The following is a 14,292-nucleotide window of genomic DNA, read 5'->3' as shown; positions in this document are numbered from 1 at the left end:
AAAAAAACAAGCGATAAAAAAGGGGGAACCTACTGGTTCCCCCTTTTTTATTTCACTTCATACATCATACCTGAGGTCTATATACAGCGCTTACCTTTCAAAGTGAGAAAGCGGCTTACACGGCACAATAAAATCAACATGAATATGCTCATCATGACGCACCCATGAACGTCGGGTAGAAAAAGCTATGTGCTTGGAAAGATACGTCCATCGCTTTGTCTTTTTCAAGTTTTTCTGAAGTTCCGAATCAAAAATTACTCTCCATATTCGTATATCGTAAGCCGACGCCTTCTTGTGCAGCCAATAAATCTGCTCTGCCAACGCTTCAAAATCTATCTGTAGCGACCCCATCCGACCGGCACTATCGAACTCTAGCGCGTATCCGAGTTTGTTAAAAACAGAACACGGCAAAGGAACTGAACGCCCCTCTGCATCTCTGACCGGCACCATCAAATCAACCGATAGTCCGTTTTGATGCGTCTTGTGCGGTTTAAATGATCCACCACTCTCCCAGCCTGTTTCTCCATACACAAATACGGCATCAGGTATTGTCTTTTTCAAAGAAGCATATGAAGCAAGCACAACCTGAGCAACCTTGGAATGAACATACGTTCTTCCTGCAAGCCACCCCACGGTCGAGTATGCGGAAAAATTATCGCCGCTATAGGGAAGTGAAACTCCGCCAGCTAAACGCCCATGTTTCGTTTTTCCAAAACAAATACTCTCTTCTGCCCACACCTGCGAACAACACCCAAAAGCAATGCTTATCAGCATTACGAAACAGGCAATTTTACCTATTTTACTCATTCGATACTTCTAATAAAAGCAGCCGCAAAAGATGCGGCTGCCTGTTTCTTTATATTTTGTGTTACCTGTTTACACAGCGGATCTCTTTGCAGAGTTATCAAGAACACCTTTCACAAGCTCCGGCAATTGCGCCAAATCAGGACTGATAACAAAACCAGCATCACGCATGGCCTGAAGCTTTCCTTCAATGCCTCCTGTCTTTTCATCCAGAATTGCACCGGCATGCCCCAACCTTTTACCCGGAGGAGCTGTTCGCGCCGCAATGAAGGAAACGACAGGCTTTTCAAAACCAGTCATCTTCACATAACGGGCAAGCTCTTCTTCAGCAGAACCGCCCACTTCACCCAGAATAAGAACTGCGTGCGTGTTATCATCATTACGTACCAGTTCAAAAAGATCAGTAAAGCTTGTTCCGATAAAAGAATCGCCGCCGATACCAACACATACTGACTGCCCTATTCCAGCCTGAGAAAGTCTGTCTGCAGCTTCATACGTCAACGTGCCTGAACGGGAGAAGATTGCGACATTACCGGCTGTGAAAACTTTTGCCGGCATAATCCCGATCTTGCATTGTTCAGGAACAATTATTCCCGGCGTGTTCGGGCCGATGATCCGTGTTCTTGTTCCGGAAATATCCTTAAGTGCAGACAGCATACTCGCTTGCGCAATACCTTCTGTAATACAGATAACCCAAGGGATATCCTCAGCTGCGGCTTCAGCCACGGCATCGGCTGCAAATCCGGCAGGAACAAAAATGATTGATGCATCTATGCGGTGATGTTTTTTTGCTTCATGAACAGAGTTGTATACAGGAATCCCCATAACCTCTTGCCCACCTTTGAACGGAGTGACACCGGCAACGATTTTTGTTCCGTACTCCTGCATCAACGCAACATGCCTCTGGGCAACTTTACCAGTTATCCCCTGCACCAGAACTTGTGTGTCCTTATCGACACCAACCACATTATCTAAACCAGTTCTGGTAAACGGAGGCATCAATGAAGGTATCTCTTCTTCATCAAGAACGTATTCTACAGTGGGAGCATCAACTGGCTTCAACGAATGAAGCGTTTCTAGTGCTTCGTTCATTTCACCTGCTATGAATACATTTTCCACAGCAGCTTCATCCATTAAAGCCCGTCCCTCTTCTGATTCAAAACCGGCCATACGGATAACAATCGGTTTCGGTGCAGGTTCGCCTTCCAAAACAGCCAGCAAAGCCGCGCCAACTTCTTTACACGAAACAATTCCACCGAATAAATTTATGAAAACAGCCTTCACATCCTTGTTACCGAACAAAAGATCCAAAGCCCGCTTAATACGTTCTCTGTCGGCCGCACCGCCAAGATCCATAAAGTTTGCAGCAGTCAGACCGTTAAAGTTCAACAAGTCCATGGTTGCCATAGCCAACCCTGCACCGTTAACAAGGATACCTACCCAGCCCTTAAGCTCCACATAACTCAGCCCTGCTTCACGAGCGACAGTTTCTTCGCGGGAATGATGCTCAGGCGTGTAGTACTCTTCAAGCCTGTCCGGATACAACTCAACCATGTTGTCATCCAGCTCAACTTTACCATCAAGCGCAACCCACTGCCCTTGCGGCGTAATAACAAGCGGATTGATCTCTGCCATAAGCAGACCAAGTTCTGTGACAATACCGTAGAGCTTTTTAACGAGATCGCAGAATCCCGCAAAATGTTCTTTACCCACCCCAAGCTCAAAAAACGCAGCACGCAAGTGATGAGATTTGAGACCGGAAAGGAGATGAATACGCTGAATAAGGGGTTTGGCAGCTTGTGTTGAATTCTCAACCTCAATACCGCCTGCGGAACTTACTGTGAAAAGAAGGTCTTTGCGCTCACGGGAAAGCACAAAAGAAAGGTAACATTCTTTTGCAATATCAGTTGCTTCTTCTACGCGAATAAACGGAACCGAATTGCCTTTAATCTGCATGGAAAAAATTTTTTCTGCATTCCGGTGAAAATCTTCAGGCGTATCCGCCCGTAAAATACCACCGGCTTTACCACGCCCGCCTGTCAGCACCTGTGCTTTCAGATACCATGGTGGACTCATATTTTCGGGAACAGAAACAGACTCTGGAGTTAATAAAATTCCCTCTGGGATTGTAATTCCTGCCTCGCCAAATAACTTCTTGCTCAAGTGCTCGTTCAGAAACATGGTGCTCCGTCCGTAAGATGAGAGTTGTCAGTCATCAAGTCATGGAACCATTCGCTGGACAAGAATATTTGCGTACAGTTTCCCGTACATGTCGGATAAAGACATCTGCTTATGCCAGCAGGTGACATATACACTGATGACACTCCAGAGTTTGCGTCCTCTCACTACATCCGGAGAAATACCGACTAAAAACACTTTTTCATCAAATACTTACATCCAGCTTTTTAACCGTACGCATTATGCACTATCCTATCAAGTGAACAATTCATACAGGTATCATTTCATACCCCCTCAACAATCGCCTTTTCATGTGGCTAATATTGCAAACTGTTGAGATACGCAGTGCCCGTAGCGGGCACTGCCATTATCTACGCATGTACTAACCTGCTATAAAACGATAGCAAATTAAAAACCTGCATCTTCATTAATAAGAACAACTTTAATGCGTTTTGCAGGGAAAGACTTTTCAGTGATAGTCCAGATATTACAGATACGCTGCGGGCTGGAACAGTCCATACAGTGACCTGTTTTTTTGCAAGGAGTTTTCATGTCCAAGCGCATGGTGTTAACTGGTGCAGCATAATCTTTTACGCGGAACATCGCGTCATCGACAGTTTCAACCAATTTATTACGGCTGATGAAAAGCACAACATGTTTAGGGCCAAAGTTCATTGCAGCAACACGGTTACCAACCATATCAAGGTTAACCAGCTTACCGCATTCAGTTACTGCGTTGGTGCCTGTAAGGTACAAATCTGCAAGTAAAGACTGACGGCGAAGTTCGTACTTCTCTTCGTTAGGCAGTGACTTGTTGTATGTATCAATAACGTCCAAAGAATCATCTTCGCGTACAGCTTCCACAATACCAGTATCCATAAGCGTTGCAGAGCCACCGAAAGACACAGTTTTTACACCTTCAAGGGAAGGCAGAATCTGTTCTTCAAAAACTTTTTTAGAATCGGCAACTGAATCTGCCATGAAAACTTCAAAGTTATTTTTTTCAAGAGCCAGCTTCAGTTCTTCAAGACGTAAAGCCCAGTAAGTTTCGATCGGTTTCGTCATAACTAGTCATCCATACCTGTTTTAAATGGTTTGTTCTCTTTATACAGAGCCAACCGCTTTTCGTATTTCGTCAGCTGGAAGTTAGGCAATCTATATTGAACGCCTCGTTTCACAGCTTCCTGCTGTGTAGCCACAGCCTTTTCAAATTCGCCAGAGGCTGCATACGCCGCAGCTAAAGAATCAAGCACACGCGGATGTCTTTTGCTTCGTTCAACAAGCGGAAGAAGCAAAGCAACAGCACGCGTTCCATCCCGTACAGAATCATCAGGAGATGTTGCTAAAAACCATGCGGCTTCATTAACGGCAGAAATAGAACCGGACAGCAACAGAATCTGCTCCATGTCAGCTTTTGCTGAAACAAAATCACCCATATCGCTAAACGTCTGCATTCTGGAAACAAGTAAACGGGCATCACTCGGTGTAGAAGCCAATCCGGTATTCAAATCCTCAATAGCAGCGGGAAGATTACCGGTAGCACGCCACAAAGCGGCACGGTTAAGTAACGCTTCAGAATATTCACTGTTAATTGAGATAGCACTGTTGAAATCACTGAACGCTGCATCCAGTTTTCCCAGCGCAATCCTGCAATATCCTCTGTTATTGTAGGCAACGGCATTACTGGAATCCCGTTCAATCAACTTTGAATACATAATTTCAGCCGCGGAAGACTGCCCAAGTTTCTGCAACAGTCGTCCTTGTGCCATCATTAAATTCAACCGCTCAGGAGCCAACGCAGCCGCTTTCTCAAGCCAGAAATATGCTGTTCCATATTCGCCTTTTTTTAATGCAATCTTGTAAAGATAATACACCGGCTCCATCATGGTGGAATCATACATATGTGCTGTTTTTAAAAAAGGTTCGGCCGCATTATAATCTTTCATTTTGTAGGCAATAACACCACGTGCAGCCGGAATAACAGCGTAGTCATCACCGCTGTCTTCAACAGTTCGAAGAATATCATGCGCAGCAACAAAATCTCGTTTATGAGCAAGAGCAATAGCTGCCAGCCCCTGAGACATCACAAACTCTTTCTTCTTTTTTTTCCGCAGGGAATTAAAAAACTTAATCCCTTTGTCCTGCCTGTTCTTTTCATCTCTATCTACACTGAAGGCTGTAGACCTTCGAGGAGAAAGATTAAGCAACGCGTACTGCTTAGAAAATTCTTTCGAAAGTGAAAGCACTTGTGACCACTTTCGATTTTCATAAGCACTCAACAGTGAAGCGTACACTTTGTCACTGTCAGCAAGTTTCACCTGCAATTCAGGAGAAATAAATGTACTTGCTGTCGCAGGAAGAATCATTCCCGCACAAAAACAAACGGCGAGGAGCAAAGCCCCCGCGCCGTTACGTATTCTATTAAAAACCATACCGCATGTACTCCTTGTCCCTGCGGTTAATGCTTTGTATAAATCGATACTTTTCATTGTTACATGCCTGTTCAAGAACTTTTTTACCAATATCCCTGCATCGGTCACATGCTCCAACCGGAATCTCAACACCTAAGCTGAGAGGATTCACAGATGACCACGTTTCGAGACGTAAAACTCCGGAACACTCAGGACACAGCAACACAGACTCAATCTGACTCTCGCTGATCCCGTCAGTATCGTAATACACATCTTTCGCGCGAACAATAAAATCGCCGTCGCGATCATACCCCTGCTCTTTCACCAACGCATCAATATCCGGCGTTGAAGAAGCAAAGTAGCCGTCCAGCAATTCGCTGGAAAGCGCTTTAATATATTCGGTTACCTGTTCCGTCTGCGCATAGCGTCGCGGATCAAAATCCGGCTCTGCAACATATCCGTAATCGATACCTGCCATTGCCAGACATATGCCGAGGTTTACATACGGCAATGCGCCTTGGATTGAATAACCGCCTTCAAGAACTGCAATATGCGGATTCAGCAACTCGTTAAGTTTTGCGTACCCGCGTGCAGAAAAATTCATATTCGTAATAGGGTCTGAATAGTGATTATCCTGCCCAGCTGAATTTATTATGATATCCGGTTTAAAGTCGTCCAGTACCGGAAGCACAATGTTTTCGATGGCGTACAAGAATCCTTCATCAGAAGTATTCGGCGGCAGCGGAATATTGAGCGTTTTGCCATAGGCATTTACACCGCCGCGTTCTGCCGGAAAACCACTTCCCGGATACAGCGTACGCCCATCCTGATGCATGGAAATAAACAGAACGTCCTTATCATTCCAGTACACATCCTGCGTTCCGTCGCCATGATGGCAATCAGTATCAACAACGGCAATTTTGAGCGGGCCATAGGTTTCCCGTATGTACTCAATCATCACAGCTTCAATATTGATATTGCAGAATCCTCGGGAACCATGAACTGATTTCATCGCGTGATGACCGGGAGGGCGAACCAAAGCAAACGCTTTATCCTTTTCTCCCTCCATCACCAGCTGAGCAGCACGAATAGCACCACCGGCAGAAATTAAATGTGACTTAGTGCACACGCTCTCTACGTTGGGAAAACAAAAATGCGTGCGTTCCACATCTTCCAAAGAAGCCACCAGCGGTTTGTACTCTGAAATGCCTTCAATATCGAAAAGTCCTTCTTCACGCAGTTGATCCTGTGTGTACAAAAGACGTTCTTCTCGTTCCGGATGCGTTGCACTTATTGCCCAGTCATAGGCGGGGAAAAAAATAACCCCTAAAGAATTCTTCGCTCGTAGCATACGTTTTTTCTGCCTGCTCTTGCCAGCCAACAACCGTTGACTCAACATTTTTTGTTTAGTCAACACTCTCAGTTTTCATCATTGCAATAGCTGTTCGCATCTTATCAACCACCTGTTCAAATACTTCATCAGGAGTTAAGGAAGCGTCTACAACAGCAAAGCGTTTATTGTTCAAAGCTGCCCAGGTAAGATACCCTTCACGCACGCGGGAATGAAATTCCATCGCCTCAGCTTCAAAACGCCCTTCCGCTCGGGAAAGTCCCTGCTCAATGTTACGAGACAAAGCACGACGCAAACCAATTTCAGGTTCAACATCAAGAAGCAGACTCACATCCGGCCAAAGCCCTTTGGTGGCAACTTCGTTAAAGGAATGAAGCAGATTCGGATCTAAACCGCGACCATACCCCTGATAGACAACAGTTGAATCAGCGTAACGATCACAAAGAACAACCTTTCCCTCTTCAAGAGCAGGCTTAATAACTTGCGATACATGCTGCGCTCTGTCAGCAAGATACATGAACAGCTCAGCTTCGCTGGTAATATCTGTATTCTCAACATCAAGCAGTAAAGCGCGAAGAGTTTTACCAAGCTCGCTGCCACCCGGCTCACGAGTAAGCAGTACTTCGTACCCTTCGCCTTCCAACCAGGCGTGTAATCTTTTTAAAACGGTACTTTTACCGGAACCTTCCATTCCTTCCAAAGAAATAAACATAATGTATCCTTACTAGCGCCTTGGGCGAGTCTGTTGCGAAACAATCCCCCGTTACAAGGAGGTGGCTTTTCAGCATTTCAAATTCGTTCGCAAAATAATCAACTACGAAAAAGACTCTACTCTTCGCCTGTTGTAGGTGTACCCGAAGGCGTTGATGTATCTGAAAACGCTTCAGGAGAATGAGTGACAGCAGTTGTACCGAATACTTCTTCTGCAAGTGCATTCGGCTCCGGCGGGGTCATTTTCGGCTTAAAAATAAACCGACCTAATGTATTCTGATACGGAGTCCAACCAGTATCACCATCTTCAAAATCACTGAATAAGCCGCGAAGCTGTGCAAGCTTTGCATCAATATTATCAGCATAATGCAGCACCAGTGCTTCAGCGGTAGCAGGAAGTACTGGGGAACCCCATTCACGCTGCCCATGGTGTCCGAGGATCAGATGCTTAAAGTGCATCTGAAGCTCAATAGACAATCCGGAAGCAGCCAAATACGGCTCAACTTTTTCTAAACCGATATTGATGTGCCCGATCAGTCGGCCTTCGTCCGTGTAGTCTTTAACCAATCCGGCACTCAATTCCCATGCCTTCCCGATGTCATGGAAAATTGCTCCGGCAAGCAATACCTGACGATCAAGCTCAGGGTAATGATCACACAACTTCATGCACAGTTCAGCAACAGACAACGTATGTTCGAGCAGGCCGCCAAGATATGCATGGTGAACATTTTTCGCACCAATAGCATTCTTGAAACGTGCAGAAATTTCTTCATCATCAAGAGCACTCTGAACAAATGTCATCCACGGAGCATGTGTAAAAACTGAAGAACACAACGCAAGAAGATCTGCATACATGTCATCAGGATGCCGCTCTGCTGCTGCAACAAAATCGCCCATATCAAGCTCTGATTCATCTTCAGGTGTGAGTATTTTCATATGCTCAATATTCACATCCAAAATGTCCCGATACGTACTGGCACGACCTTTTACCGCAAGCATTTGCCCCGCGGCAATTTCAGGGAACTGCTGAGCAAGAGGACTCCAGACCTTTGCCCCGATTGAGCCGGTCATATCAGATAATTCGAGTCTCCAGTACGGTCCATTACGGGCTTGAGCAAGCGTTGCCTGAGTGATGGAAAAAATGGAAAGTACTTCATCATTATTGGAAATATCTCGAACAAATTGTATTTTTTTAAGGTCCATTTTATACCCTGAAGAAATAAACATACGACGTTTTTACAACAGCCGCGTAAACGCAGCCAGTTTATAAACTATACAGTATAACACCTGCTCATTGATTTTTTCTGAAATACACAGAAAAACAGTAAGCACACATAAAAGCTGTGCTCAAAGCGCAGGCAGAATTTACGTTTCAAAAGTAATACCAGCAAGTACCACTTCTATCATTAACAAAGATATGCTTCCTGTTTTTTAAAGAAGTTGTCAAACCATTTGATGCTGGAAAATACACGCAATTACCAGAGGTTCTTATGATTATTGCACTTACTAATGATGACGGAATACAGGCACCGGGTTTAAGAGCCATTTACAAGGCACTCGTCGAAGCAGGCCATACCGTCCATTGTGTAGCTCCGGTTACAGAACAATCTGCTGTAGGCCACGCTGTAACACTTTCCATGCCTCTTCGAATCAAAGAGTTCAAAGAAAACGGCTTCAAGGGAAAAGGCGTATACGGAACACCCGTAGACTGCGTCAAGCTTGGACTCAACAGCCTTATTGATGAAAAAATAGACCTTGTCATCTCCGGAATTAACGCAGGAGCAAACGTAGGGCCGGATATCCTTTACTCCGGAACAGTTTCAGCTGCGACAGAAGGAGCAAGTATGGGGTACCCGTCAATGGCAGTATCCTATGACAACTTCCGCCCTGAAGACTTGTCCGAGCAAGCAAAGTTTGCAGTGGAACTTGCGGAAAACTTGCCATGGAATGCACTGCCAAGGCGCTGCGTTGTAAACTTGAACTTCCCTAACATTCCAATGGATCAAGCAAAAGGGCTGAGAGTCTGCCCGCAAACCAGCGCTACATGGAAAGACTGGTATGTACACAAAACAGACCCGCGGGGTGGTAGTTACTGGTGGCTGGATGGAAAGATTCCACCGGAAGATGTAGCAATGGGAACAGATCGTGACCTCTTAACTGAAGGATACGTCACATTAACTCCACTGAAATTTGAATTCACGGATGAGCAAACCCTGTCAGCGTTGTCGGTTTTGAATACAGACCAGTAGCTCAGCACTGCTGTTTAGTGAAGTAGCTTTCAACAAAAGAACAGTACTACCCGTATCGTGCTGCTGTTTCCTACCGCAGTACGGTACAATTAGTAAGAAAAATTGACCATTGCAAACCGGTGCAAACAGTAGTTTTTACGATTGTTCACAAAAATAATTTGAGAAATATGCAACTAGCTATTGCAGTTTGTTTACTTTGCTTTTATGAGCACCACGTGTAAAGTACACATGTTTGACGTCAGAGAGAAATATTCTCCGCGCGTTAAACTGGATATACCATTTTCAACCTGCGTCTACTGCCCCATGAGGCACCGAGCCGGTGCTTTGCTACAGTCGAGTGTAAACGGTTAACTTACCGCACGGCCCATACGCGCCCATGGTCGAACTCGTCTTTTTAGTAGCAATGTGGCAGCGTTGGACGTATGTGTTTTGTATCAGTAATCATAGTATTATAGCTTGTTATACGTAATACAATGGCTACCATAATTTTTTTTGAGGAGGTTATTTATGCCACTGATCGGTACTAAAGAGATGTTTGCTCGTGCATACAAGGAAGGCTACGCAGTTGGTGCGTTTAACGTAAACAACATGGAAATCATTCAGGGTATCATGGAGGCAGCTCAGGAAGAAAAGGCTCCTCTCATCCTGCAGGTATCCGCAGGCGCACGCCGCTACGCAGGTCAGACCTACATTAAAAAGCTCATCGAAGCTGCTCTTGTAGAAACAGACCATCCTCTCGCGTTACACCTTGACCATGGTCAGGACTTTGAAATTTGTAAGCAGTGCATTGACGGCGGCTTCTCTTCTGTAATGTTCGATGGTTCCCACCTCGACTTTGAAGAAAACATCAAAATTACCAAGCAGGTAGTTGAATACGCGCACGAGCGCGGTGTTGTTGTTGAAGCAGAACTTGGTCGTCTTGCAGGCGTTGAAGATGATGTACAGTCTGACGAGTCCATCTACACTGATCCTGATCAGGCAGTAGAATTTGTAGAGCGCACCGGTTGTGACTCTCTTGCTATTGCTATCGGAACAAGTCATGGCGCATACAAATTCACAGGTGAAGCACGCCTTGATTTTGATCGCCTTGAAAAAATCAGCAACATGCTCCCAGAGTACCCTATTGTACTCCACGGTTCCTCTTCCGTGCCTCAGGAGTTTGTTGAAATGGCAAACAAATACGGTGGAGACATTGGCTCTGCTCGAGGTGTTCCGGAAGAACTGCTCCGTAAGGCTGCCACTTACGGTGTTTGCAAGATCAACATCGACACAGATATCCGTCTTGCAATGACAGCAAACATCCGCAAACATTTTGCAGAGAACCCATCCCATTTTGATCCACGCCAGTACCTCAAACCAGCCCGTCAGGCTGTAAAAGATATGGTTCAGCACAAGATTAAACACGTGCTGGGCTGCTCTAATAAGATTTAACACACTACCGCTTAGGGAGCTTTCTCATGGCTGTGAAGCTTGGTATCAATGGTTTTGGTCGTATTGGCCGCTATCTCGTTCGTCTTCTTGCTGACGACCCTGAACTCGAAATTGCTGCGATTAACGCACGCGCAGACAACGAAACCCTTGCTCATCTTTTCAAATATGATTCCGTTCACGGTACATTTGCCGGAGAAGTTGAAGCAAACGAAGAAGGTTTCAAAGTTAACGGTAAACAGATTATCGTTACCCGCTGTGCACGCGGCGAATGGATTTGGGGTGAACTCGGAGTAGAGATCGCTGTAGAAACCACAGGTACCATCAAAGACCGTGACGGTCTTGCCGAGCATATTGCATGCGGTGCAAAGAAATCTATCATTTCTGCACCAGGCAACGGCGTGGATGCTACCATTGTAATGGGCGTTAACGATGACACATATGATGCTGAAAAACATCACGTGCTCTCCAACGCATCCTGCTCCACTAACTGTCTTGCTCCGGCAGCTAAGGTAATTAACGATGCTTTCGGCATCCAGCATGGTCTCATGACAACCATTCATGGTTACACAATGGGCCAGCGAATCCTTGACGGTTCCCATAAAGACCTTCGTCGCGCACGCGCGGCGGGTATGTCTATGATTCCAACAACTACAGGCGCAGCTAAAGCTGTTGGTCTTGTGCTTCCTGAACTTCAGGGTAAACTCGATGGCATGGCTATTCGTGTACCAATCCCTGACGGTTCCCTCATTGACCTTACTTGTACTGTGGATAAAAACACCACTGTAGAAGAAGTCAACGCAGCACTCAAAGCTGCTTCTGAAGGTTCTATGGGCGCACACCTTGGCTACTCCGACGAACCACTTGTTTCCGTTGATTACATCGGCGACACTCATGGCGGCGTAGTAGACAGCCTCTGCACAAGCGTAATGGACGGTAACATGGTTAAAGTTCTCGTATGGTACGATAACGAAGCCGGCTTTACCAACCAGCTCGCTCGCCTCCTCCGTATGGTTGGCGCATCCCTGTAGAACTCATTTGAGTACAAAGAAAAAGCCCGTTGCATTAGCAGCGGGCTTTTTTTTATGCACATGTTCGAGCCCCCACACACAAAAAACTTCCCTAATCGGGATCAAAGGGGCGGGCTCCCTTGCGGGGATGCAAGGGGCAGCGCCCTTTGCCCCTCGGAAAGCCGCCGGAGGCAAACAAAAAAAGCCCCCGACACGTATGCATCGGGGGCTTCATATACTGAATCAAAATGACTACAGTTCGTTAGGCAGTTCCTGAAGTTCAGAATACTTGAACACAGGACCATCTACACAAACGTATTTGTCACCGATGTTACAACGACCGCAAAGGCCAACACCGCACTTCATACGTTTTTCGAGAGTAGTGATGATTTTGTCATCTTTAAAGCCAAGCTCATTAAGAGCCATGAGAGTGAACTTAATCATGATTGGAGGTCCACAGGTCACAGCGTAGCCGCTGTTGTCCGGATTGATCTCCTTGAGTACGTTCGGGATAAGACCGGTCTTTTCATGAGGATTTTTGCCCCATTCTTCGTCCGGATTATCAACGGTCAATACTACATCAATGTCGTCACGCCCAAGCCACTCTGCAATATCTTCCTGATAGCTCAAATCCTGAGGAGTACGAGCACCGTAAAGCAGAGTAATTTTGCCGTAGTCATCGCGGTTATCCAACAAGTACACAAGAAGTGTACGAAGCGGAGCCATACCGATACCACCACCGATGAAAGTTACATCCTGTCCTTTCATCTCTTCAGTCGGGAATGCGTTACCAAGCGGTGCACGCACGCCGACAGAATCGCCAGCTTTAAGCTGGTGGATACGGGAAGTAACTTCACCTACTCGCATAACGGAGAACTGGAGGTAATCCATACGGGTTGGAGAAGAGTTGATTACGAATGTTGATTCACCGATACCGAAAACAGACAGCTGACCCACCTGACCCGGTTCAAAGGTGAAGTTTTTCATCACATTCTCATCATCAAAACGCACACGGAAGGTTTTAATGTTGGAGGTCTCTTCAACAACTTCCATGATGGTAGCCATATCCGGCAGAACTGGATTAGCTTTCATTATTTAGACTCCTTCTGAGCGCTGCGAGCCTGTGCTGCTTTAACAATTGAACGGATATCAATAGAAGCAGGACAACTCTTGATGCAACGACCACAACCACAGCAAGCAAGATGCTGATCGTATGTATCAGGGAAGTATGCGAACTTGTGGTTCACACGGTTTTTAAGACGTTTACCTTTTGTTGTACGCGGGTTGTGACCGCTACCTTCCAAGGTGTACTGGAAGCTCATGCAGGTATCCCATGAACGCAGACGCTTGCCGGTTGTGCCTGTTGATTCATCAGTAATGTTGAAGCAGTAACAGGTTGGGCAAAGGTACGTACATGCACCACAGCTCAAGCAAGCTGCAGCCTGATCATCCCAGAACTCGTCATCATCAAACACAGCAAGAAGTGCTTCCGGAGCGTTGGAGAAGTCATGTGCTTCGCCAAGCATTTCACGGGTTGCCTTCTTCACAGCTTCAGCTTCAGCACATTTGTCACCGCCGTCAGCGAAGAAGCTTGCTTCAAGCATCTTTTCGCCGCGCTCGGTAACAGCTTCAGCAGTGTAGCCGCCCTGAACAGGAGTCAACAGTACGTCAGAACCAGCTGTATCAGCAGGACCGCTACCAACTTCATGACAGAAACAGGTAGACTCTACTTCGTGACAAGCGAGAGTAACGTACAATGTGTTTTCACGACGTGTTGCGTAGTAAGGATCGCGAATACGATCGTTTACAAACACGCTATCAAAAACGGTCATACCACGGGTACCACAAGGACGCGCACCGAAAACTACTGCACGTTCTTTCGGCAGAGTTTCTTTAATGCGAACAGAGGTACGTTCCGGGTCTTCCGGATCTTTATCATACTTGTAAGTAAGCAGAGTTTCGTTCTGAGGGAACACTGCTTCTTTAGGTGAACGCACTGGCATACGGTCAAGAACCGGCTTACGGCCTTCTCCATACGGACGGAAGGTCACACTTCCGCCATCATCCACCGGAATAAACACTACGTGGTCTTTAGCAAGAGCCTCAAGCCACTGGTTTGTGTCTTCGTGTGAGATAAATTTGCAAGCCAT

The 14,292-nt window shown here is 46.0% G+C and carries 12 protein-coding genes; 3 read left to right on the top strand and 9 right to left on the bottom strand.

Translation table 11 applies throughout. The annotated features are described in order from the left end of the window. Window positions 1–90: 90 nt before the first annotated feature. The 7 genes from QZY95_RS12650 to QZY95_RS12620 all read right to left on the bottom strand — a co-directional run bounded on the left by QZY95_RS12650 (window position 91) and on the right by QZY95_RS12620 (window position 8,658). On the bottom strand, window positions 91–807 hold the full coding sequence (locus tag QZY95_RS12650) for a penicillin-insensitive murein endopeptidase (protein ID WP_290924054.1): 717 nt from the start codon (window positions 805–807) through the stop codon (window positions 91–93). A 69-nt stretch (window positions 808–876) separates the two neighbouring features. Then, the gene (sucD, locus tag QZY95_RS12645; RefSeq protein WP_290924052.1) at window positions 877–2,985 is read right to left on the bottom strand and encodes a succinate--CoA ligase subunit alpha; all 2,109 of its coding nucleotides are present in this window, start codon (window positions 2,983–2,985) and stop codon (window positions 877–879) included. 405 nt (window positions 2,986–3,390) lie between these two features. Next, a complete protein-coding gene (locus QZY95_RS12640; protein ID WP_290924050.1) occupies window positions 3,391–4,047 on the bottom strand; it encodes a lactate utilization protein in 657 nt (218 codons plus the stop codon). 2 nt (window positions 4,048–4,049) lie between these two features. After that, window positions 4,050–5,414, bottom strand: coding sequence for a tetratricopeptide repeat protein (locus QZY95_RS12635; RefSeq protein ID WP_290924049.1), 1,365 nt, complete (start codon window positions 5,412–5,414; stop codon window positions 4,050–4,052). Then, the gene (locus QZY95_RS12630; RefSeq protein ID WP_290924047.1) at window positions 5,404–6,744 is read right to left on the bottom strand and encodes a histone deacetylase; all 1,341 of its coding nucleotides are present in this window, start codon (window positions 6,742–6,744) and stop codon (window positions 5,404–5,406) included. Before QZY95_RS12630 ends, QZY95_RS12635 begins: the two co-directional genes overlap by 11 nt. A 55-nt stretch (window positions 6,745–6,799) precedes the next feature. Then, window positions 6,800–7,456: a dTMP kinase gene (gene tmk / locus QZY95_RS12625; protein ID WP_290924045.1), complete on the bottom strand. Its 657-nt coding sequence runs from the start codon at window positions 7,454–7,456 to the stop codon at window positions 6,800–6,802. A 116-nt stretch (window positions 7,457–7,572) separates the two neighbouring features. Further along, complete coding sequence (locus QZY95_RS12620) at window positions 7,573–8,658, bottom strand: HD domain-containing protein (RefSeq protein ID WP_290924043.1); 1,086 nt, start codon at window positions 8,656–8,658, stop codon at window positions 7,573–7,575. A gap of 287 nt (window positions 8,659–8,945) precedes the next feature. Here QZY95_RS12620 and surE point away from each other — a divergent pair, with 287 nt between their 5' ends. The 3 genes from surE (at window position 8,946) to gap (ending at window position 12,163) form a co-directional block, all read left to right on the top strand. After that, window positions 8,946–9,704 (top strand): 5'/3'-nucleotidase SurE, encoded by a 759-nt coding sequence (gene surE, locus QZY95_RS12615; RefSeq protein WP_290924041.1) that lies wholly within the window; start codon window positions 8,946–8,948, stop codon window positions 9,702–9,704. A 507-nt stretch (window positions 9,705–10,211) separates the two neighbouring features. Continuing rightward, the gene (gene fba / locus QZY95_RS12610; RefSeq protein ID WP_290924039.1) at window positions 10,212–11,135 is read left to right on the top strand and encodes a class II fructose-1,6-bisphosphate aldolase; all 924 of its coding nucleotides are present in this window, start codon (window positions 10,212–10,214) and stop codon (window positions 11,133–11,135) included. 26 nt (window positions 11,136–11,161) lie between these two features. Next, entirely contained in the window at window positions 11,162–12,163 is a 1,002-nt protein-coding gene (gene gap / locus QZY95_RS12605; protein ID WP_290924037.1) for a type I glyceraldehyde-3-phosphate dehydrogenase, read from the top strand. A 231-nt stretch (window positions 12,164–12,394) separates the two neighbouring features. On the opposite strand, the gene QZY95_RS12600 is transcribed toward gap, so the two are convergent. Together QZY95_RS12600 and QZY95_RS12595 are read right to left on the bottom strand one after the other, a co-directional pair. Beyond that, complete coding sequence (locus QZY95_RS12600; protein ID WP_290924036.1) at window positions 12,395–13,234, bottom strand: FAD/NAD(P)-binding protein; 840 nt, start codon at window positions 13,232–13,234, stop codon at window positions 12,395–12,397. Next, entirely contained in the window at window positions 13,234–14,292 is a 1,059-nt protein-coding gene (locus tag QZY95_RS12595) for a 4Fe-4S dicluster domain-containing protein (protein WP_290924035.1), read from the bottom strand. Before QZY95_RS12595 ends, QZY95_RS12600 begins: the two co-directional genes overlap by 1 nt.

The organism is Halodesulfovibrio sp., from assembly GCF_015482765.1.
Classification (GTDB): Bacteria; Desulfobacterota; Desulfovibrionia; order Desulfovibrionales; family Desulfovibrionaceae; genus Halodesulfovibrio.
The sequence above is the reverse complement of the archived record's forward strand: the minus strand, read 5'-3'. Positions and strand labels throughout refer to the sequence as shown.